Annotated in this window: 15 protein-coding genes and 6 pseudogenes; 6 read left to right on the top strand and 15 right to left on the bottom strand. The window is 38.0% G+C overall.

Translation table 11 applies throughout. From position 1 onward, the window contains the following. Positions 1-85: 85 nt before the first annotated feature. The gene (queA, locus tag AAFX60_010930) at positions 86-1138 is read right to left on the bottom strand and encodes a tRNA preQ1(34) S-adenosylmethionine ribosyltransferase-isomerase QueA (GenBank protein XDF77209.1); all 1053 of its coding nucleotides are present in this window, start codon (positions 1136-1138) and stop codon (positions 86-88) included. A 232-nt stretch (positions 1139-1370) separates the two neighbouring features. Between queA and AAFX60_010935 the strand changes: the two genes are divergently transcribed. Next, the gene (locus AAFX60_010935) at positions 1371-1814 is read left to right on the top strand and encodes a CBS domain-containing protein (protein ID XDF77210.1); all 444 of its coding nucleotides are present in this window, start codon (positions 1371-1373) and stop codon (positions 1812-1814) included. Between the two features lie 80 nt (positions 1815-1894). On the opposite strand, the pseudogene aceA reads toward AAFX60_010935, so the two are convergent. The 3 pseudogenes from aceA to AAFX60_010950 all read right to left on the bottom strand — a co-directional run bounded on the left by aceA (position 1895) and on the right by AAFX60_010950 (position 6312). Then, positions 1895-3222 (bottom strand): annotated as a pseudogene (gene aceA, locus AAFX60_010940) (isocitrate lyase). Between the two features lie 14 nt (positions 3223-3236). Next, positions 3237-4840: pseudogene (aceB, locus tag AAFX60_010945) on the bottom strand (malate synthase A). A 574-nt stretch (positions 4841-5414) separates the two neighbouring features. Next, positions 5415-6312 (bottom strand): annotated as a pseudogene (locus AAFX60_010950) (hydrogen peroxide-inducible genes activator). A gap of 144 nt (positions 6313-6456) precedes the next feature. Here AAFX60_010950 and AAFX60_010955 point away from each other — a divergent pair. Then, on the top strand, positions 6457-7065 hold the full coding sequence (locus tag AAFX60_010955; protein ID XDF78932.1) for a peroxiredoxin C: 609 nt from the start codon (positions 6457-6459) through the stop codon (positions 7063-7065). 281 nt (positions 7066-7346) lie between these two features. Then, positions 7347-8090, top strand: coding sequence for a copper homeostasis protein CutC (locus AAFX60_010960; protein XDF77211.1), 744 nt, complete (start codon positions 7347-7349; stop codon positions 8088-8090). Between the two features lie 57 nt (positions 8091-8147). On the opposite strand, the gene AAFX60_010965 is transcribed toward AAFX60_010960, so the two are convergent. Next, positions 8148-8510: a NirD/YgiW/YdeI family stress tolerance protein gene (locus AAFX60_010965; GenBank protein XDF77212.1), complete on the bottom strand. Its 363-nt coding sequence runs from the start codon at positions 8508-8510 to the stop codon at positions 8148-8150. 56 nt (positions 8511-8566) lie between these two features. Then, complete coding sequence (locus AAFX60_010970; GenBank protein ID XDF77213.1) at positions 8567-9202, bottom strand: AcfA family outer membrane beta-barrel protein; 636 nt, start codon at positions 9200-9202, stop codon at positions 8567-8569. Between the two features lie 307 nt (positions 9203-9509). Between AAFX60_010970 and AAFX60_010975 the strand changes: the two genes are divergently transcribed. After that, on the top strand, positions 9510-10439 hold the full coding sequence (locus AAFX60_010975; GenBank protein ID XDF77214.1) for a LysR family transcriptional regulator: 930 nt from the start codon (positions 9510-9512) through the stop codon (positions 10437-10439). Between the two features lie 529 nt (positions 10440-10968). Further along, positions 10969-11463, top strand: a complete 495-nt coding sequence (locus AAFX60_010980) for a hypothetical protein (protein ID XDF77215.1) — start codon at positions 10969-10971, stop codon at positions 11461-11463. 247 nt (positions 11464-11710) lie between these two features. Here AAFX60_010980 and AAFX60_010985 read toward each other — a convergent pair whose 3' ends face one another. The 9 genes and pseudogenes from AAFX60_010985 to phoB form a co-directional block, all read right to left on the bottom strand. Continuing rightward, positions 11711-12271 carry a phaC PHA synthase gene (locus AAFX60_010985; GenBank protein ID XDF77216.1) on the bottom strand — a complete coding sequence of 187 codons (561 nt, stop codon included), beginning with the start codon at positions 12269-12271 and terminating at the stop codon, positions 11711-11713. A gap of 188 nt (positions 12272-12459) precedes the next feature. Continuing rightward, complete coding sequence (gene phoU, locus AAFX60_010990; protein ID XDF77217.1) at positions 12460-13158, bottom strand: phosphate signaling complex protein PhoU; 699 nt, start codon at positions 13156-13158, stop codon at positions 12460-12462. Between the two features lie 39 nt (positions 13159-13197). After that, positions 13198-14016 (bottom strand): phosphate ABC transporter ATP-binding protein PstB, encoded by an 819-nt coding sequence (pstB, locus tag AAFX60_010995; protein XDF77218.1) that lies wholly within the window; start codon positions 14014-14016, stop codon positions 13198-13200. Positions 14017-14020: 4 nt separating this feature from the next. After that, a pseudogene (pstA, locus tag AAFX60_011000) lies at positions 14021-15542 on the bottom strand (phosphate ABC transporter permease PstA). A gap of 22 nt (positions 15543-15564) precedes the next feature. Continuing rightward, positions 15565-15762 (bottom strand): hypothetical protein, encoded by a 198-nt coding sequence (locus tag AAFX60_011005; protein ID XDF77219.1) that lies wholly within the window; start codon positions 15760-15762, stop codon positions 15565-15567. Beyond that, entirely contained in the window at positions 15744-17771 is a 2028-nt protein-coding gene (locus AAFX60_011010; GenBank protein ID XDF77220.1) for an ABC transporter permease subunit, read from the bottom strand. The genes AAFX60_011005 and AAFX60_011010 overlap by 19 nt, the downstream gene beginning before the upstream one ends. A gap of 109 nt (positions 17772-17880) precedes the next feature. Next, positions 17881-18869 (bottom strand): annotated as a pseudogene (locus tag AAFX60_011015) (phosphate ABC transporter substrate-binding protein PstS family protein). 14 nt (positions 18870-18883) lie between these two features. Next, a pseudogene (gene phoR, locus AAFX60_011020) lies at positions 18884-20178 on the bottom strand (phosphate regulon sensor histidine kinase PhoR). Positions 20179-20204: 26 nt separating this feature from the next. Then, positions 20205-20897 carry a phosphate regulon transcriptional regulator PhoB gene (gene phoB, locus AAFX60_011025; protein ID XDF77221.1) on the bottom strand — a complete coding sequence of 231 codons (693 nt, stop codon included), beginning with the start codon at positions 20895-20897 and terminating at the stop codon, positions 20205-20207. A 214-nt stretch (positions 20898-21111) separates the two neighbouring features. On the opposite strand from phoB, the gene rdgC reads away from it, so the two are divergent. Further along, positions 21112-22023, top strand: a complete 912-nt coding sequence (gene rdgC / locus AAFX60_011030) for a recombination-associated protein RdgC (GenBank protein ID XDF78933.1) — start codon at positions 21112-21114, stop codon at positions 22021-22023. The last annotated feature ends 46 nt before the right edge of the window (positions 22024-22069 follow it).

The following is a 22069-nucleotide window of genomic DNA, read 5'->3' on the forward strand; positions in this document are numbered from 1 at the left end:
CCTTAATATTTCACTGGCTCCGTGAGTGAAATGAATAAATTATTTACCAGCCATAATAAACTAGCTGTGGCTGAAACAAGAATAACTAGGCTGTTTTTTTCGTGATGAACATTGCATCACCATAACTAAAGAAACGATATTTATTATTTACCGCTTGCTCATACGCTTTCATTGTATTCTCGTAGCCTGCAAATGCACTTACTAGCATGATAAGTGTAGACTCAGGTAAGTGGAAGTTTGTCACCAAAGCGTCAACCACTTGAAATTCGTAACCTGGGTAGATGAAAATTTCAGTATCGTCAAAAAACGGCGCTAACTCTGTACCTTGTTTTAAAGCATGCTGCGCAGCACTTTCTAAAGAACGTACTGATGTAGTACCCACAGAAACTACTCGGCCACCACGCGCTTTTGTTGCGTTGATAGCATCGATAACTTCTTGGGAAACTTCTGCGTATTCAGAGTGCATGTGGTGCTCTAAAATATTGTCCACACGAACGGGCTGGAATGTACCAGCACCAACATGAAGGGTTACGTAGGCAAATTCTACCCCTTTTGCCTTCATTTTCTCTAAAATCTCTGTATCAAAGTGTAAACCAGCGGTTGGAGCTGCTACAGCACCAGGCTTTTTGTTATAAACCGTTTGGTAGCGTTCTTTATCCGCATCTTCATCAGGACGATCGATATAAGGAGGAAGTGGCATGTGGCCAATTTCATCTAAAATATCTAAGACTTTCTTATCTGAAGTAAAACGAATCTCAAACAAGGTATCGTGACGAGCAACCATTTCAGCTTCATGTTCTTGGTTTTCACCCAATAAAAGCATGGTGCCTGGTTTTGGCGATTTAGAACAACGTACATGAGCCAAAACTGAATGTTCATCAAGAACACGTTCAACCAATACTTCTAATTTACCACCAGAAGCCTTCATACCGAACATACGAGCAGGGATCACTCGAGTATTGTTGAATACCAATAAATCACCAGCCTGAACTAAATCAAGAATATCAGTAAACTGCCCATCATTAAGTTCGCCACTATTGCCATTCAATTGTAATAGTCGGCTTGCTGTACGCTCAGGTTGCGGATAACGCGCAATAAGTTCATCAGGTAATTCAAAATGGAAATCGGATACTTGCATGGTTTACTTCTTCATCAAAAATGGCAGACAGAGTAGTATATTCACGCCCAGAGCAATAGCAAGGGATGAAGCTATATACCTCTCACTTTTTCAAAAAATAGGTCAAAATTGACCTCAAACAGAGAAAGTTTCATCAGTCTCTTTATGTAGTAAAAAATCTAGCTAGCTCGCACTTTTTTATTCTTTAGCATTCTATATTTAGATAAGGACAAAGAAATAGCAGGAGCATACTATGTTTACCGTAAAAGACATGATGACGACACATCCTCATACCCTGCTTCGTTCACACTCTTTAGAAGATGCCAAAGCGTTAATGGACGAGCACTGTATTAGACACATTCCTATCGTCGATACTGACGGCGCTTTAATTGGGCTTGTTACTCAACGAGACTTACTTTCAGCTCAATCGTCATGCTTAGAAAAGCCCACTTTTGAAGAAGTATCTACCCTCGATATCCCATTAAACAGCATCATGCATGAAAATGTCATGAGCATTGCTCCATATGGCGGATTAAAAGAAGCGGCGCTGTTTATGCAAAAACATAAAGTTGGTTGCCTACCCGTTGTGGAACGTGGCAAGTTGGTGGGAATTATTACTGATTCTGATTTTGTTTCTATCGCTATCAATTTATTAGAGTTACAAGAAGAGGTTGATCCATTAGAGCTTGACGAATAACAGCCAAAAAGAAAGGGAGACTCCATTCTCCCTTCAAATCCAGCTAGTGCTATTTATTTTAATTATTAATTACTTAATTCCTATGCACTGGTTTTAAATTGCTCTTCTTCTGTCGATCCCGTGAGTGCGGTTACTGATGATTGACCACCTTGAATGGTATTTGTCATTTTATCAAAATATCCGGTACCTACTTCTTGTTGGTGCGCTACAAAAGTATAGCCTTTCTCTGCTGCTTCAAATTCTTTACGTTGAACCATTTCAACATAGTGACGCATGCCTTCACCTTGAGCATAAGAGTGAGCCAATTCAAACATGTTAAACCACATATTATGAATACCAGCGAGCGTGATGAATTGGTACTTATATCCCATATCCGCCAACTCTTGTTGGAATTTCGCAATCGTCTCTGAATCCAGATTTTTCTCCCAGTTAAATGATGGAGAACAGTTATAAGCTAATAGCTGATTTGGGTATTTTGCATGAATTGCTTCTGCAAATTTACGTGCTTCTTCCAAACAAGGTGTCGCCGTTTCACACCACACAAGATCCGCATAAGGAGAGTAAGCTAGCCCTCTCGATATCGCTTGATCAATCCCTGCTGTTACCTTATAAAAACCTTCAGGTGTCCGCTCACCTTCAATGAACTCTTGATCGTATGGATCACAATCTGATGTCAGCAAATCTGCTGCATTAGCATCGGTACGAGCAATTACGAGGGTTCGAGTTCCGGCTACATCAGCAGCAAGACGGGCTGCCACCAACTTTTGCACCGCTTCTTGCGTTGGTACCAACACCTTACCTCCCATATGACCGCACTTTTTCACTGATGCTAACTGATCTTCAAAGTGAACGCCTGCAGCACCAGCTTCAATCATATTACGCATCAATTCGTAACCATTAAGTACACCACCAAATCCCGCTTCTGCATCCGCTACAATAGGCAAAAAGTAATCAATGCCCTCCTCAGGTGTTCCACCTGTAGACCATTGAATTTGGTCTGCTCGGCGAAATGCATTATTAATTCGTTTCACTACCGATGGCACTGAATCTACGGGATACAAAGATTGGTCTGGGTACATGGTTGATGCGGTATTATTATCCGCAGCTACTTGCCAACCTGACAGGTAAATAGCCTCAATTCCTGCTTTTGCTTGCTGGACTGCTTGTCCACCAGTCAGCGCACCAAGACAATTCACATACCCTTTTTTAGAAGAACCATTGACTAGGTCCCACAATCTGTCTGCACCCTTTTGTGCGATGGTATTTTCTGGAGCAAAAGACCACGAAGATTAATCACTTCTTCAGCCGTATAAGGACGAGTTACCCCATCCCAACGTGGATTTTCAGCCCAATCTTTTTCCAGTGCATCGATTTGCTGTTGGCGAGTTTGTGGTTTAAATGTCGTCATAATCGTTCCCTCTCTTATAGGTATTGGTAGCCAGGTAGTGTTAAAAAGTCCGTAAGTTGGTCACTGGTGGTTAGTTGCTCCATCAGCTTTGCAGCTTGAGTAAATTGGCCAGAATCAAAACGCTCTGTTCCCAATTCTTTCTCTATTACTTTCATCTCTTCCAGTAACATGGTTCTAAATAGTTCAGCAGTAACAACTGCACCACTATCTAGTGTTTTTCCATGTTGTATCCATTGCCAAATAGACGTTCGTGATATTTCTGCGGTAGCCGCATCTTCCATTAATCCGTAAATAGGCACGCAGCCATTTCCTGATATCCAAGCTTCAATGTATTGCACTGCAACTCGAATGTTATGACGCATTCCTTCTTCTGTTCTTTCTCCTTCACATGGTGCCAGTAATTCCTCTGCAGTAATTGGTGCATCAGTATCTCGTGTAATATCCAATTGATTCATTCGTTCACCTAGTACTGAATCAAACTCTGCTCTTGCTGTATCAGCTAAGCCGGGGTGAGCGACCCAAGTACCATCATGCCCGTTATCGGCTTCTAATGATTTATCGGTTTGAATTTTATTTAGTACCAGTCATTTTTTACTGGATCTTTTGATGGGATAAAGGCGGCCATTCCCCCCATCGCAAATGCGCCTCTTCTGTGGCATGTTCGAATGAGTAATCGTGAATACGCATTGAGAAACGGTTTTTCCATGGTCACCACTTGGCGATCCGGTAATACACGGTCTGGGTGATTTTTTAATGTTTTGATGTAACTGAAGATATAATCCCAACGTCCACAATTCAGACCAACAATATGTTCTTTTAAGCTATATAGAATTTCATCCATCTCAAATACAGCAGGTAATGTTTCAATAAGAACAGTGGCTTTAATTGTTCCCTGCTTTAATCCGAATTCACGTTCAGCAAAACTGAACACATCACTCCACCACGCCGCTTCTTGATACGCCTGTAACTTAGGTAAATAAAAATATGGACCGCTGCCTTTTTTTAAAGACGTTTGATAGTTGTTATAAAAATAAAGAGCAAAATCAAACAAAGCTCCAGGTATTGCAACACCATTAAATAGCACGTGCTTTTCAGGAAGGTGCAAACCGCGAACTCGACAAATCAATACCGCAGGATCTTGCTTTAGTTGATACACTTTTTGAGTTTTGGGGTTGGTATATTGAATCGTGCCATTCATGGCATCTCTTAGATTAATCTGACCATTAAGTACTGCCTCCCATGATGGTGCTAATGAATCTTCAAAATCTGCCATGAACACTTTTACATTGGCATTAAGTGCGTTAATCACCATTTTTCTATCTGTTGGACCAGTAATTTCTACTCGGCGATCTTGTAAATCTGCAGGAATGCCTTGAATACTCCACTCTGATTCTCGAATAGAACGCGTTTCACTTAAGAAATTAGGCAATTTCCCTGCGTCTATTTTTTTCTGACGCAGCTGACGAGTTTCTAAAAGCTCAGGAACCCGGTGTGCAAATTTTTCGACAACATGAGTAAGAAATCGAACAGCTCCTGCAGTTAACACCTCTTCAACTTGAGGCAAATGCGGCTTAGTAATGGTTATTTGTTGTTCTTTAATTGTCATGGTATCAGTCATAGTTTGCGCCTCCGGCAAAATTACATTTGTAACTAAAACACTACGATTTAGTATTCATGTATCATCCTGTGGGTTACTTTTCTTGCTTACGCTTATTACATTCTCGAAAGTCGGAATCAATTACAACCCCGACTAAAGGCTAATAAAGACTCGAAAAACCGATAAAATATCAGTAAAAATCCGTAAATTGAATTATGAGTAAATGCTCTATAGATATAATTGTCAAAATTTAATTTTTACAATCAAGCAACATAAAAATGGTCGCAAGATCTAAAAAATACGTAATTAAATTACAAAAAATAAAGTTGTAAAATTTAACATGTAAAATTCACAGTTTTAATTTCACAAGTAAAACAGCAGGATAGAAGTGAATATTATAAAAGGAGGTGTCACAACCTAAGCGCACAAGCCAGAAGTGATGACTGACAACAAGAAGAGATAAAACAAACTGATTTAAAGTAATATTATTTAAATATAAAGAAGTGAGAATGCGATCACGATTTTCTTTCATTATTCAAAAGTAGAAAGGCGACTATTTATAAAAATAAATAATCGCCTTGTATCAAGAAATTCACTATAAAATATCTTCTACAATATCAGCTAACTGATGAAACGCCTGCAAACGAGAAGAACTTGGGCGCCATACTAAACCAATATCACGTGATGCTTCTTGGCCTGGCGGCTCAACGACAACTAAATTTTGATTATCGAGTAATCCATGCTTAATCGCCATTTGAGGAATAAAAGTAGTACCCAACCATTAGCAACCATCTGTACTAATGTGTGCAAACTTGTCGCGGTGAATGGATTGATTTTTTCTCGCTTCGTTAACTTACACGCTGAAACCGCATGTTCTGTTAAGCAATGCTCTTTCTCTAGTAAGAAACAAACTCATCAGGCAAATCATCATAGCGAATAGGCGTAGAAATAGAACTCGCTTGGTCTTTACTAATTACCATTTTAAATGGGTCTTGACCAACAACCAGACTTTCCATTCCAGCGATATCAACAGGAAGAGCAAGAATCAATACATCTAATTGCCCTTGTCTTAATGCCGCTAATAGATTCGTCGTCGTATCTTCTCTTAGTAATAGAGTGAGTTGAGGGTATTTTTCATTCACCTCTTGCACTAAGTCACATAATAAAAAAGGCGCAATAGTCGGTATGCAACCAACACGCAATTGACCTTGCATTGAATCACCTTGACATAAAGACCCTAGCTCAATCAGGTCTTGGCCTTTTGCCAACAATTCTCGTCCTTGCTCTACGACTCTTTCACCTACTGGGGTAAAAACAAGTGTTTTTTTATCTCTTTCATATAATGTACAACCGATCAACTCTTCAAGGTTTTGTATCCCTTTACTCAGGGTTGATTGGCTAACAAAACATTTTTCTGCAGCTTCACCAAAATGACGCGTTTCGTGCAGAGTAATGAAGTAGTGTAGCTGTTTTAATGAGGGCCATTTATTCATCGCTTTTCTCGATTACATCAATCTATTTAATTCGCTTTTTTCAATCATACCTTTTGTACTATAGTTTGTCCCGTCGAAACATTTGTTATGAAAAACAAAGCCAAACAAGAAGTTTGGATATCTAACTTTTTAGGAGATTCAAAAATGGTACTAGTAGGTCGTCAAGCACCAGACTTTACTGCTGCAGCTGTTCTAGGTAACGGTGAAATCGTTGATAACTTCAACTTCGCAGAATTCACTAAAGGTAAGAAAGCGGTAGTATTTTTCTACCCACTAGACTTCACTTTCGTTTGTCCATCAGAGCTAATCGCTTTTGACAACCGTCTAGAAGATTTCCAAGCGAAAGGCGTTGAAGTAATCGGTGTTTCTATCGATTCTCAATTCTCTCACAACGCATGGCGTAACACTGCTATCGAAGATGGCGGTATCGGTCAAGTTAAATACCCTCTAGTTGCTGACGTTAAGCATGAAATCTGTAAAGCATACGACGTTGAGCACCCAGAAGCTGGTGTTGCTTTCCGTGGTTCTTTCCTAATCGATGCAGATGGTCTTGTTCGTCACCAAGTAGTTAACGACCTTCCACTAGGCCGTAACATTGACGAAATGCTACGCATGGTAGACGCACTAAACTTCCACGAGAAGAACGGTGAAGTTTGTCCAGCACAATGGGAAGAAGGCAAAGCAGGTATGGACGCATCTCCAAAAGGTGTTGCATCGTTCCTATCTGAACACGCTGACGACCTAAGCAAGTAATTCTATTAGAGCTCTTACCACAAAGAGCTCGATGCACCTAATGCTCAACGGTGCATGTGGCTAGAATATTAAAAGCATATAAATGCGACAGCCAAAAATCAGAAAGTTTGCCTAATACTAAAAGCCCTAAAGTTATCTTTAGGGCTTTTTCTTTGTTTTCAGCAAAATTACATATTTATCCCTTATTAACTCTAATATAGATTCAATTCTGACGCCCTCTTCACACTACTTTCTTGGTTTATCCCTTACACTACAAGTATCTTTCTTTATCTTTTTATATCATGTCTATTCAAATTGAAGTCTGTATCGACAACCTAGAATCTCTACATAACGCAATAGCAGGTGGAGCAGATCGTATTGAACTTTGCTCTTCTTTAGCTCTTGGTGGCTTAACTCCAAGCTTTGGTTTTATGAAAAAAGCCGCTGAAATCTCCCCTATTCCTGTCTATGCAATGATAAGACCTCGCCAAGGTGATTTCTTATATGATAACGATGATATATCAGCCATGATTTCTGATATCCAAGCGGCTAAATTAGCAGGCTTACAAGGCGTTGTATTTGGCGTATTAAAAGCCAATGGCGACATTGATATGCCACTTTCAGCTCGTTTAATGAAAATAGCCAACGATAATGATTTAGGCGTGACTTTTCATCGTGCTATAGACCAATGTTCTAACTATAAAAAAGCGATTGAGAATATTGCAGAACTTGGCTGTGAACGCATTCTGACCTCAGGATTAGCAGCGAATGCCTATGATGGGATAAATGTATTAGCAGATATGGTTAAACTCACCAATGGACGTTTTGATATATTAGCTGGCGCAGGTGTCACCGCAGAAAATGCAAAAGAAATAATAGAGAAAACAGGTGTGAAAGAGATTCACTTATCAGGTAAGTCCACACGACCAAGTAAAATGAAACTGGTTTTAGATGGCGTGAAAATGGGTGCCGGTGATTTGGATGATTTTATTGTCCCAGTGACTGACTCTAAAAAAATTGATGCCGTTAAGCAGCGCATAAAATAAAAACAAAAAAGCCAGAGTACAAAAAACTCTGGCTTTTATAAGTAAAATAACGAGTAATTATTTAGCTAATTGAACTGTATTTACGTCAATAGTTGTCTCAGTCCACTCTTTATCCACTTCACCATGAATAACTAATTTCGTTTCTGGTGTAGCTTCAATACCATTCCAGTCTTTATTATCAATCTCGATTCTCACTTCACCCGTCGCATCTTTAAATTGGTATTCTTCATTACCTAAAGAAGACGTAATGTAGCCAGTTAATACAACCGCTGCATCATCATCAGAATCAAGTGCAGCTCGAACCGTACTAACAGAAACTGAACTAGGGCCAGTAAAACCACCTTTAACTGGTGCGTTCTGAGCAGCAAAAACACTTGAAGAAGCGAAAACTAATGCACTAACTAATACGATTTTTTTCATTTTATTATGTCCAATTAACTTAGATTTGTAATCTTTAACTATTCGATGGAGCTATATTAAAAGTAGTAAGCTGAACTCAACATGAACGAAGTAGAATTAGCAATACTATCTACTTGATAGCTTGCTGAAGCACCTAAAGCAAGGTTAGGAATTACCATGTATTCAATGCCTACGCTTGCAATACCGCCGAATACGCTTTCAGATTTTGAATCACCAGCAACATAATCTTGTGTGAATTCATGATCTGTTAGGTCATTTTCATATTCAGTATTCGCAGATGAATCAAATTTATATTGAGTATAAGTCAAACCTAAGCCTGTTTTTAATTGTACTTTTTCATTGATGTTATAAAAATACACAGGTTTAAAGGTAAATTGAGTTGCATCTAAATCAGCATCCCACTCACGCTCTTTAGTATAACCAGGTTTATCAGACACTAGCATTTGACTACGAGAATCATCACTCTCAAATTTTTTGTAACCTAACTCAAGGCCAAATTCATTAAAACGATAGCCAACAAAACCACCAAAAGCAGAACTAGAATCATCAGGAGTTAATGACACATTGTCATTTGAAAAAGTTGTTGAGTAATCATGACTCATGTTTGTTAGGCCGTATTCTAAACCTACGTATGGAGCAGCAATTGTTGCTGTTGAAGTGGCAGCCATTAGCAAAAATAAATACTTTTTCATTGTAATTCAATCCTATAGTTATGATGTTGAGCTTGGTGTTAATTCGTTAATGTCGCTACTATAAAGAAGAGATCGTGAAGAAAGTGTGAAGAGCGCTTTCATATAAATTTACAGCTCATAATTACATTCATTCTGAATACTTTTACAACTGTAATAACTTACAGGTCATAATGGGGTAAAGGTTATTTTCTCTACTAATTCAATACGATAGTAATAAATTTAATCTTGGTCTTACATGATAATATAAGTACTATAGAAAGAGACCTAAAGGAAACACACCAAATTATTTATAAGGAAATAAGTAAATATGGCAAAAGATCTATTCGCAACATTGGATTTAAATTTGCTGAGGACATTTTTAATTCTTTCCCAAGAATTAAATATGCGAAAAGCCTCTGAGCGCTTATTTGTCTCTCAACCGGCAATTAGCCAAGCATTGCAAAAATTGCGAAACCACTTCAATGATGAGCTGTTTATTAAAGTTCGCCATGGCCTTAAACCAACCCCCTTTGCCGAAGAATTAGCGGAAAATATCCAACCTTATTTAGATGGTCTATCGTCGGTATTAAATGCATCACAAGAATTCCAACCAGAAAATTTAAATAAGACATTGAAAATTGCTTTAGCACCTCAAGTATTAACCTGTTTATCTGGTGCTTTATTTCATGAGGTCAGAGAAAAAGCACCCAATGTTGATTTACAACTGGTCAATTGGTCAGAATCTACTTTTGATGATTTGAGCAAGGGTAAATTAGATATCGCAATCAGTTACGAATATGACAAATTTCCTAAAGAGTTACTTTCAAAAAGTCTAATAACAATAACTGGATGCGTCATTGTTAGAAAAGATCACCCAATAGAAAAAATGATTGCAACACCATATGACTTTGAAGGATATGAACTGGCTTCTTTAATTATTCCTGGTTGGAACGATAACAAAAGTTTAGCAAGTGAGCTTCTAACCAAGATGAATATTGAACATAAGATAGGGTTTCGTTCAGAGCTACCAATGGCGCTAGTTGATGTTGTTCAGCATACAGACATGTATTTCCCTTCCACCTCCTTATTTCCAATTCATCAATACTCAGGCTTAAGACGAATCGATTTATCTCTTGATGATGTGCCATTAAATTACCCAATCTATAGCTATTTCCACCAAAGACATAAAAAAAATGCACTACACGCTTGGGTTAATCTGCTTATTACAAATTTATTATCAGAAGCAAATATCAAATAAGTATGCCTTATGAGCTACATAATGAAAGATGATTGGTTCACTCTCATCAGTACTTATATTATCTAAACCAGTCAACAGAAATGATATTCAAGCGTATTACTACTGTTACTGCGACATTTACTTTATCAAGGAGTGATGAAGTTTTTAGAATAGGCTTTATTGCAACTCTACTTTCCGTCTTTGACACTTACCGTTAGGTAACTTCGCCTCTGTTCTCTCATCCAGAGGCTTTTTTTATTCATTTCATCTAGCGATCTAATTGATTAGAACTACTAAAAATAAACTAAGATATTCAAACTATTCATTCATTTCTTTCATCTTATTTCCTGCTATTTATTCTTCTAATTTTAAGTATCAAATCAACAATAAAGAATAGAACTAATTATTTATTAATAACTAGTGATTATTACTGAAATAACGACATGTAATTAGTCTCAAATGAACAATTTTCTTACTATACCCCCATCAAAACACATTACATAAACAAAGCACGGATGCTTTTTTTAAAACAATTATGAGAGTATCCAAAATGAAAAAATTACATCTAGTTCTTACTATTGCAACCCTGTTTAGTGCCAACACTTTTGCTAACAATATCCACCTATCTCCTGAAGTTAAAATCGGCCCTTATGGCGGCTTTGGTATTCAAGCTGGTGTTACTGATGCTTTAGGTTTTGATGCTGCTTACCTTAGTTACGGTCGTACCGTTTACAGCAGTTCAACTTATGATGAAACAATCGACTCATACCGTTTTGGTGTTCAACATATGTTTGGAGCATCTCAAATTCACGGTTTACAACTTGAAGTTGGTTTTGCTGATTACGATGGCAAAAAAACGAGTAAAGGCGCAACAACAAAAGAAAGAGCTTTAGGCTCAAGTATTGGAGCATCTTATGTATTTCAAGCTACTGACCAATTAGGATTAAGAGCAGGAGTAGATCTTAACTACTTCCCGATGAGCGATACGTATATTCCTTATGACTTAGCAACTAACTTTAATCTTGGTATGACATTCACTTTTTAATGAATATCACCGTGATTAGTTATACCAATCGTAGTAAATAACTGATCGCTCTAACTTGTTAAAATGCTCGATAACTACGTTAGAATTTTTGATTGTAGAGTAACTACTTATCAAAAAATTCTGCCTTGTTCTCAAGCATTTTTCCTTCGCTATTTCTGATCACTTACTTACTGTGATTGGTATTAGATACAAAAATGGCGCTGTTTTTAAACAGCGCCATTTTTATTTAATTAGATTTTAAATCAAATTACATCGCAAAGTTTACGATTGGGAAACAAGGTAGGAAACCATTTTCAGCACAGTTAATAAGACCTACTTGAACCCCTTTAATATCAGACGTCATGTTAAAGAAACCAACTTGAACATGAGAGTCATTTGAAAGGTTAGCAACACCAACATCAACCATTGTGTAACCTTCAGAATAGTTAACTGCTGATACGTTTGCACCTTTCACGTTATTAGTCAGGTTAACAAAACCTAGGTTAGCACCTAAGTCATCACCTTTGTGCCAGTTAAACAGACCAAAAGATGCACCAGTCATATTACCGTTAACTTTGTTAGCACCGATAAATAGCGGGAAGTTTACACCTGTTAGGTTATCACTTTCAGACATACCGATTGCAAAGTCTACACCAGTTACATCACCCGTTTTACCGTAAAGAGCAGCTAGACGTACACCTTTTACTTCACTTGCTGCTGGAGCATTAAAGCCATTAAGTGATGAAAACATAACAGGAGTGCTATCTGCCATCGCAAATGATGAAACCATAGATAGAGCAGCGCAAGTACCAACTAAAATCTTTTTCATAATATTTCCTTTATTACTTAGTTTATGATTCTTTGAATCAATTGTTTTATCTATTATTAATCGCACAGTAAATGCAATAACTCACAATATACTCGTATTAAGTAATAAATAAAGCATAGTTCAAAAAGTTAGTATGTGATTACTATTTTTAAGTCAAACGCTTATCTAACCTAAATCTAGAATAAAAATCATTTAATTACATCATCAATATTTTGCTCACCAATATGACGGACGTCCTTTCCTTTCACAAAATAAATGATGTATTCACAAATATTCTGGCAACGGTCCCCGACTCGTTCAATAGCGCGAGCGGCCCACATCACTTTCATAACACTAGGAATTGAGCTTGGGTCTTCCATCATATAAGTCATTAGTTGACGCACAACCGCTTCATATTCTGCGTCGATTTTATCATCAAATTTATACGCTTCAGTGGCTGCTTTTACGTCCATACGAGCATAAGCATCTAAAACTGAATGCATCATCTTAACGGATTGACGTCCTAACGACTCTAAAGATACCAATAACGAATGCTGTTTATTCGTGAAATTCTCCAGTGATACTTTTGCAATTTGAGATGCTACATCACCAATTCGCTCTAAATCAGTAATCGTTTTAATTATTGCCATTACAAGGCGTAAATCACTCGCCGTAGGCTGACGTTTGGCGATGATGCGGGTACACGCTTCATCAATAGCAACTTCCATTGCGTTGACTTTATGATCTTCATGCATGACACGTTTAGCTAGCTCTGCATCGTGATTATGCAAAGCCTCTAAAGCATAAGTAAGTTGTTGCTCTACCATTCCTCCCATAGTTAAAACATGAGTACGAATCGCTTCAAGCTCAGAATTGAATTGGCCAGAGATATGTCGACCAAGATGCATGATATATCCTTATCTTATAAATGGCCTATCATAGGAAAATTACCCATAACGACCTGTAATATAGTCTTCTGTTTGTTTATGTATTGGAGAAGTAAAAATGGTATTTGCATTACCATATTCCACTAACTTACCTTGGTTAATAAAAGCGGTGTAATCACTAACTCTTGCAGCTTGCTGCATGTTATGTGTAACAATAACAACGGTATATTTACTTTTTAATTCGTAAATAAGCTCTTCAATAGTTAATGTTGATATTGGGTCCAAAGCTGATGTAGGTTCATCAAGTAATAACACTTCAGGCTCAATAGCGATGGCTCTGGCAATAACTAAACGTTGTTGCTGACCACCTGAAAGACCAAATGCATTTTCATGTAAACGATGTTTTACTTCATCCCATAACGCCGCAGCTTTCAGAGCTTCTTCAACGGCTTCATCTAATACTCGCGCTTCTTTAATCCCTTGTAAACGTAAACCGTAAACTACGTTTTCATAAATTGACTTAGGAAACGGATTTGGGCGCTGAAATACCATTCCAACTCTTCGACGCAAGGAAGGAATATCCGTATCAGGGTGATAAATATCATCACCAAATAGCTTAATTGAACCTTTAATTTTGCAGTTATCTACCAAATCATTCATTCGATTAATACAGCGTAATAATGTTGATTTACCACAGCCGGATGGCCCAATGAAAGCCGTTACCTGCCCTTTTGGTATTCGCATATCTATATTTGATAGTGCCGATGTCTTGTCATAATTTAAGCAAAGATTATTAATTTCTATCGCGGTATTCTCATCAGACAGGTGATTAACATCCATCGGTGATAGAAAAGAAAGATCAGGAGATAATGAATACATATAACTATAACTCCAAAGTTCGGTATTTTTCTCGTAAGTTATTACGAATAGCAATAGCCGCAAGGTTTAATCCGATGATCACTGTGACAAGTAAAAAAGCCGTTGCATACACAATTGGACGAGCAGCTTCTACATTTGGACTTTGAAAGCCCACATCATAAATATGATAACCAAGATGCATGAATTTTCTATCTAAATGCAAATATGGTGCGACACTATCAACAGGTAAAGACGGCGCTAATTTAACAACACCAACCAACATTAAAGGGGCAACTTCTCCAGCTGCACGAGCAACCGCTAAAATTAATCCAGTCATGATAGCTGGACTTGCCATAGGTAAAACGATCTTCCATAAAGTTTCAAACTGTGTAGCACCTAATGCCAGTGAACCATGTCGAACCGAGTTTGGAATACGACTTAACCCTTCCTCAGTGGCAACAATCACAACCGGTAAGGTTAATATTGCTAATGTTAATGCTGACCACAATAAACCAGGTGTACCAAATGTTGGGGTTGGTAATTCATTAGAATAGAACAATTGATCAAGAGTTCCCCCCACCACATAAACAAAAAGCCTAATCCAAATACACCATAAACAATTGATGGTACACCTGCTAAGTTAATTACAGCGATACGGATCAATCGAGTTAATACATTTGGTTTGCGTATTCATGTAAATATATGGCTGCGATTACCCCTAGAGGCATGACAATCACCGACATTAACAACACTAATAAAATAGTGCCAAATATTGCAGGAAATACTCCGCCCTCAGAGTTTGCTTCTCGCGGAGGTTCGGATACAAATTCATAAACAGACTCAAGCCAATGATATACTTTCTCTTTAACCGTCATTGCATTTGGAAACCAAATATCCAATACATTATCACTGCTTAATTGATAACGAGAACCTTGGCTATCTTCTAGTACTAAATAACTATGACTCAATTGCTTTGAAATGGCATTAACTTCATTGTTCAATGCTTTTTCTTTAATTAATATTTCATCTTTAGAGAGTGTTGATTTTGGCAGAGCATCTAATAAACGATAAAGTTTATATCTTTCTTGCTCAAGCAAATCGATTTTCGCCTTTTCACTACGAACCCAAGACTCTACTTGCTGTCGATTTAATTCAAGACCATTTGATGTTTCTACAATTTTACCGAAATACTTACCATGCTGAACTCGATCGACAACAACCAATTCATCAGGTTTACTCACGGTTTTAATTTGGTCTTGATCGATATTAATAAAATCGAAACCATTAATATCTCGATTACCGACCTTAATAACTAATCGTTCTTTTTTATCTGCATTCGCATCATGTACTTTTTGTACATCATATAACTGACCAACAATGACCTTACCATCAACAGTTTGCCATTGCTGTAATGGCGTTGGCCAAAAATAAGAGAGGCCTTTCCAACCAATAAGCAATAATATCCCGAGTACCGAGATCATACTGATACTTACGGACCCTGCTGTAAGCCATATCCATGGTGAACCTGATTTAATCCATGTTTTCATTTTTATTTTCATTCAGATACACCTACAAACTACGATACTTTTCACGTAACCCTTGGCGGATCCATTCCGCCAATGAGTTAACAAAAAAGGTGAAAACAAACAATAAAAATGCAGCTAAAAACAACATTCTAAAATGCGTACTACCCATTTCCGATTCAGGCATTTCAATAGCAATATTTGCAGCCAGCGTTCTCATGCCCTCTAAAATATTACCATCCATAATTGGGGTGTTCCCGTGGCCATTAATACAATCATGGTTTCGCCAACAGCACGACCTAGCCCCATCATCACAGCAGAAAAAATACCAGGACTTGCAGTTAATAACACAACTTTAGTTAGCGTTTGCCACTGAGTTGCCCCTAAAGCTAATGATCCTTCAGATAAATGTTTTGGTACAGAAAAAATAGCATCTTCAGCAATAGTATAAATAGTTGGAATGATTGCCGCTCCCATTGCAATGCCAACAACTAGCGCATTCCTTTGATCGTACGCAACGCCTTTATCACCTAAATAATTACGTAAATCACCGCCAAACAACCAATCTTCAATTACATAACCATATTGAAAAGTAAAATAACCTATAACAATCAGTGCCGGTATTAATAAAATAGCATGCTGCCCACGAGGCAACTTACGCATAATATGAGCAGGTAAAATGTGCCATACAAACGCGATAATAATCATACTAAATGGGAAGAACACCAATATACTAAAGACCGCAATTAAGTTATTTTCGACTATCGGGGCTAACCAAATACCAGCTAATAACCCAATAATAACTGTCGGTAACGCTTCCATAATTTCAATGGTTGGTTTTACATAACGACGCACATTGGCAGACATAAAATAGGCGGTATAAATCGCACTGCCAATGGCAATAGGCCCAGCAAAAATCAACGCATAAAACGCCGCCTTTAATGTACCAAACGCCAAAGGCATTAAACTAAATTTTGATTCAAAGTCATCGTTTGCAGCTGTTGATTGCCAAATATAAGCAGGTTCTGGGTAGCCTTCATACCACACCTTTCCAAAAACAGATTGCATACTGACTTCTGGGTGAGGGTTTGTGACGTTAAAACACTGCCATCCAGATTGAGTCAGTACAATTAATTTTTCACCATTGGGTGGTTGTGTCGCCGCCAAAACAGAATCATTAAATACATGCTGAGTAAATAATGCTTTTTCGGTCGTAGTATGAATTAACGTTAAATTGCCTTTTTCATCAATCACACTTACCCCTTTCCGGTAAACTTCAGGAGAAAGTAACTCGATAGGTGCATCAAAATTAAACGTCCTAATTAAAGTGAGTGAACGTTTTTCATTATTAATGGTATCGAACCATTGAGAAAAGCTGCCATTATCAAACTGAACAAGTACCGAATGAGCACCAGCTAATAACGTGAGTTTTTGTGCCGATTCTTTCAAAGGGATACTTTCACGTAATGAAGCCTGATGATCATTTAAGCTCCACACTTGCAATTCATGTTGGTACAGTAAATAAAGAAAATCATTATTTGGAGTGATCACCATAGATAATAAATTCTTCACTTTATTTGTTCCATTAAAGTGAATAGGAATTGCTTCCCAAAGTGTCTCACCCGTCATCTGATTTATACTGGCATCTAACTCTAAACCAAGAAGACGATTATCTTCTGTTTTCCCTAATACCACCCCCTCATTCGGAGTCAAACTTAATGCTAGCTGGGTCAAGGCTTTCTTATCTTCATCAAGTTGAAGTGAAGGGAAAGGAACAAATGACTCTACATAAGGAATAAGTTGACGATTTCCTTTGGAATAATTTGTTTGAAATCCAATTTGAGCAAATTGAACACGACCTTTTTCATCACCAAATGCAAACCAATCTTGGCTTTCAATTGTCGTGGTAAAGGCGGTTGGATTACTTATTATTTGCTGCTCACTCACCTGTCGTTTATTAAGAAGATCAATAAACTGCACTTTTCCTGATTCATCAATACGATAAACCATTTTACCTTGCTCATCAGAGCCGATAGCAAGAGTGGCGTGAGTGTACTTTGTTTTATATTGATTTATTGGCTCAACATTAACAGAGGTGAAGATAGGAGAGATCACCGCCAATAAATAAAAACAAATAAGCAAAAGGGCTGCAATGATCCCAACCCCACTAGACTTAACCCAGACACGCATAATCAGATCAACAACACGACGCTGTTTATCTCGAGCTCTCTGATTAGGTTTGGCGTATGCCATGATGGGTTAACCTCTATTTTTATAATGTGGATAAAATGTATTCTTCATTATAGGAGTGACACTATAATGACAAACAAAATCAACCGACTTAAATCGGCCAAGTTTCATATTAGTGCAAATCTAATTTAGATAATTCTTGTAAAACAAATCGTTCAGGCAAAGCAATATAGCCATCTTGCTCAACCCTATCTTGCCCTTCTCTAGATAACATATAGCGAATAAACTCAGCATCAAGAGGGGCAACTTTGCGGTTGGCGGTTTATTTATGTAAATATATAAGAAACGCGCTAATGGGTATTGCCCGTTAATAATATTGTCTGTGGTTGGTTCAATATAATCGGTTCCAATTCTACTTATAGGTAAGAGTTTTACCCCTGACATTTGATAACCAACACCAGAGTAACCAATACCATTTAAAGAGGCTGAAATTCCTTGAACCACAGAAGCTGAACCTGGTTGCTCATTAACGTTAACTTTAAAATCACCATTACATAGTGCGTTATTTTTAAAGTATCCATAGGTGCCAGAGACTGAGTTTCGACCAAATAGCTGAATTCGATGTTTTGCCCAACTGGTATGTATCCCAAGCTCTTGCCAGCGGCTGATCGACTTTAAAGCACCACAACGCAAAGTGGCAGAAAAGATAGCATCAAGCTGAGAAAAATTGAGTCCTTTAATTGGGTTATCCTGATGAACAAAAATTCCGAGGGCATCAATTGCGACTCGGATTTCAGTTGGAGGATAACCAAATTGTCTTTCAAATGCGGCTTTTTCGCTTTGCCGCATTTTTCGGCTCATGGGTCCAAATTGCGCAGTACTTTCAATAAGAGCTGGCGCTGCGGTCGAAGAACCTGATGCTTGAATTTGTATATGAACTCTAGGGTAAATACGTTGAAAATCTTCAGCCCATAGCGTCATCATATTTGCTAACGTATCAGAACCAATTGAAGATAAATTGCCAGAAATACCCGACACTCTCTCATAAGGAGCAAGTTTCCCATCATAAGCCAAACCATTATTTGCAAAGCACAACCAAAGTAATCCCACAGGGAAGAATCCCTTAAACCACTTTGTAATTCTACTTTGCATATTAATCATGATTCTGTACTTACTTAAAGAATGAGTTTTTTAGGTAATGTAAATGAGAAAGTACTGCCTTTTCCTAACTTACTTTTTATTTCAAGCTGAGAGTCATGATGACTAAGCGCATGCTTAACAATTGCTAGCCCTAATCCACTACCACCTGTTTCTCTAGAACGTGCTTTATCTACACGATAGAAACGTTCCGTCAAACGAGGAATATGCTGCGGCTCTATTCCTTGTCCACTATCGTAACTTTTAACTCAGCACCACTGAATGTTGATTGCCAATCAACAATAATTTCAGCACCATCTGTTGTGTGTTTTACGGCGTTATACACTAAATTTGAAATAGCACTACGTAATTGATCTTCATCGCCTTTAACTTTGAGATTATGATCAACATTAAAGGTGATTTTATGATTTCTTTCGCCGCTTAGCGCTACGGCTTCTTTCTCTAAAATATCCAACATTGAAGGAACATCTACACGATCTTCTAGCATTGATGTTGCTGCTGCTTCTATTTTAGATAAGGTTAATAGTTGTTCGACTAAGCCTTCCATACGAGACAGTTGCTCAGTCATTACACCATGCGCACGATTCCACATAGGCCCAACTAACATGTCAGGATCTTCCGACATTTCCAAATAACCGCGAAGAACCGTCATTGGTGTACGTAATTCATGAGATACGTTAGCAAAGAAGTTACGACGCATACCTTCAAGTTGCTTAATTTGAGAAACGTCACGTACCACCATTAAATATTCACCATCACTGTATGGTGCAATACGTATTTCTAACGTTTTATCACTATTGATTGGTGATTTCATATCCAATGGAAAATCAAAATGTTGATCCATCAAATACTGCACAAAATCAGGCGTTCTAATTAAGTTAGTGATCGGTTGACCAGAATCATCAGGCCAACGGAAACCAAGAAGAGATTGTGCTAATGTGTTACACCAAACGATATTTCCTTCGTGGCGAAAAACCACTACTGCATCGGGTAAGGCTTCTGCACCTTGACGGAATCGACGGATCAAACCGGATAACTCTTTGCGACGCTTCTTATGTCTTTTTTGCAGACGATACGTCTCATCAAAAATAGGTTCCCAACTACCAGATGCTGATGGAGGTGTCGCCTTTCGGCCTTCATGTAACCAACGTGACATCTTAATTTGGTTATGAAGATGCCAAATTAATAAAATAAAGGAGGCAAGGAACAGCAATGGCCATAGCGCATCAAATAGATACCCTACAATAACCCAAGGAACATAGAAAAAAACCAATTCTCCAATCAATTTTTTCCATGAAAGACGCTCAACCATTACCTTTATACCTTACAAAAATTAAATTATGACGCTTGTACAGAGAAGCGATAGCCCGCACCACGAACCGTTTGAACTAAACGATCATGACCTTCTACTTCCAACGCTTTACGTAAACGACGAATATGAACATCTACCGTTCTATCTTCTACATACACATTCGTGCCCCATACGTTATTTAATAACTGTTCACGACTGTATACACGTTCTTGGTGTGTCATAAAGAAATGCAGCATTTTAAACTCAGTCGGTCCCATATCTAGCGGCTTATCATTTGCCGTCACACGATGAGATACAGGATCAAGTTTAAGACCTTGTACATCAATCAGCTCTTCGATTGATGTTGGAGAGACACGACGAATTACCGCTTTTAAACGTGCCATTAATTCCTTTGGTGAAAATGGTTTGGTGATGTAATCATCCGCGCCCACTTCTAGGCCACGAACCTTGTCTTCTTCTTCACCACGAGCGGTTAACATGACCACAGGGATCTTTTTTGTAAACTCATCACGCTTAAGGTGTTTTATTAAATTAATGCCTGAACCACCAGGTAGCATCCAATCTAGCAAGATTAGATCAGGATAAGGTTCACAAAGTAGGGATAGCGCAGAGTCATAATCTTCTGCTTCGATAGGTTCATAACCTTTTTGCTCTAGTACAAAACACAACATTTCACGAATTGGTGCTTCATCTTCTACAACAAGGATCCTTCTAGCCATTCTCTTTTACCTAAGTTAACCAACAAAAATTGTGAAGCTATTATTAAAGCTAATTATGACACTTTTGTGACTATTGAAAAGAAAAGTTCATATTCTATGCAATGAAAAGTCACTTCGTAGGGATTTATTTAAGATCCTAAAAACTCTACAAGCATAATTGTTCAAAATTTCATATCATAGGCACACTAAAAAAAGATAGGAATTCAGCATCATGATGTGGTTTAAAAATTGTTTAATTTATCGTTTTACTAAAGAGATTGACCTCAATCCAGAACAACTTGAAAAACAACTGAACGATTTTCGTTTCACGCCATGTGGCAGCCAAGATATGCAAAAATTTGGCTGGGTGACAGCAATGGGCCGACACGGTGATATGCTGACTCACGTAGCAAGCAATAATATTCTTATCTGTGCCAAGAAAGAAGAAAAAATGCTTCCTGCATCTGTCATTAAAGAGTCAATGAATGCAAAAATTGATGCGCTTGAAGCAGAACAAAGTCGCCCACTAAAGAAAAAAGAAAAAGACGCAATTAAAGACGATATCGTGGTTGATTTGCTTCCTCGCGCATTCAGCAAACACCAACAAACGTATGCGTTAATCCTCCCTGAATCTGGCTTTATCATTATCGATGCTGGCAGTTACAAAAAAGCAGAAGACGTTTTAGCACTACTTCGTAAATCTATTGGTAGTCTACCTGTTGTTCCTCTAACATCGACTCAACCAATTGAGAATGCATTAACGGAATGGGTGAAAACAGGCACTTGCCCTCAAGGCTTTGAAATGGGTGAAGAAGCCGAACTAAAAGCAATTTTAGAAGATGGCGGCGTGATCCGTTGTAAACAACAAGAACTTGTATGTGATGAGATCCATGCTCACATTGATGCGAACAAAGTAGTTACAAAATTAGCGCTAACTTGGCAAGAACGTTTAGAGTTTATCCTTGCCGATGACCTGTCTCTAAAACGTTTAAAATTCAGCGATGAAATTAAAGATCAAAACGAAGATATTGGTTTTGAAGACAAAGCTGCACGCTTTGATGCAGATTTCTCTCTAATGAGTTCTGAGCTTGATGCACTTCTACCTGATCTTTTCAAAGCACTTGGTGGCATTGAAGAGAAAGAGTAAAAGTTGATAGTGCCAAATAAGTAAATCACTTAATTGGCACTTACTT

It is taken from the genome of Aliivibrio fischeri (genome assembly GCA_038993745.2).
In the GTDB taxonomy this organism is placed as follows: domain Bacteria; phylum Pseudomonadota; class Gammaproteobacteria; order Enterobacterales; family Vibrionaceae; genus Aliivibrio; species Aliivibrio fischeri_B.

Bases quoted from the DNA above. Each gene is read 5' to 3' on its own strand.
- queA (XDF77209.1), bottom strand. From the start codon at position 1,138: ATGCAAGTATCCGATTTCCATTTTGAATTACCTGATGAACTTATTGCG.
- AAFX60_010935 (XDF77210.1), top strand. From the start codon at position 1,371: ATGTTTACCGTAAAAGACATGATGACGACACATCCTCATACCCTGCTT.
- AAFX60_010955 (XDF78932.1), top strand. From the start codon at position 6,457: ATGGTACTAGTAGGTCGTCAAGCACCAGACTTTACTGCTGCAGCTGTT.
- AAFX60_010960 (XDF77211.1), top strand. From the start codon at position 7,347: ATGTCTATTCAAATTGAAGTCTGTATCGACAACCTAGAATCTCTACAT.
- AAFX60_010965 (XDF77212.1), bottom strand. From the start codon at position 8,510: ATGAAAAAAATCGTATTAGTTAGTGCATTAGTTTTCGCTTCTTCAAGT.
- AAFX60_010970 (XDF77213.1), bottom strand. From the start codon at position 9,202: ATGAAAAAGTATTTATTTTTGCTAATGGCTGCCACTTCAACAGCAACA.
- AAFX60_010975 (XDF77214.1), top strand. From the start codon at position 9,510: ATGGCAAAAGATCTATTCGCAACATTGGATTTAAATTTGCTGAGGACA.
- AAFX60_010980 (XDF77215.1), top strand. From the start codon at position 10,969: ATGAAAAAATTACATCTAGTTCTTACTATTGCAACCCTGTTTAGTGCC.
- AAFX60_010985 (XDF77216.1), bottom strand. From the start codon at position 12,271: ATGAAAAAGATTTTAGTTGGTACTTGCGCTGCTCTATCTATGGTTTCA.
- phoU (XDF77217.1), bottom strand. From the start codon at position 13,158: ATGCATCTTGGTCGACATATCTCTGGCCAATTCAATTCTGAGCTTGAA.
- pstB (XDF77218.1), bottom strand. From the start codon at position 14,016: ATGTATTCATTATCTCCTGATCTTTCTTTTCTATCACCGATGGATGTT.
- AAFX60_011005 (XDF77219.1), bottom strand. From the start codon at position 15,762: ATGGATGGTAATATTTTAGAGGGCATGAGAACGCTGGCTGCAAATATT.
- AAFX60_011010 (XDF77220.1), bottom strand. From the start codon at position 17,771: ATGGCATACGCCAAACCTAATCAGAGAGCTCGAGATAAACAGCGTCGT.
- phoB (XDF77221.1), bottom strand. From the start codon at position 20,897: ATGGCTAGAAGGATCCTTGTTGTAGAAGATGAAGCACCAATTCGTGAA.
- rdgC (XDF78933.1), top strand. From the start codon at position 21,112: ATGTGGTTTAAAAATTGTTTAATTTATCGTTTTACTAAAGAGATTGAC.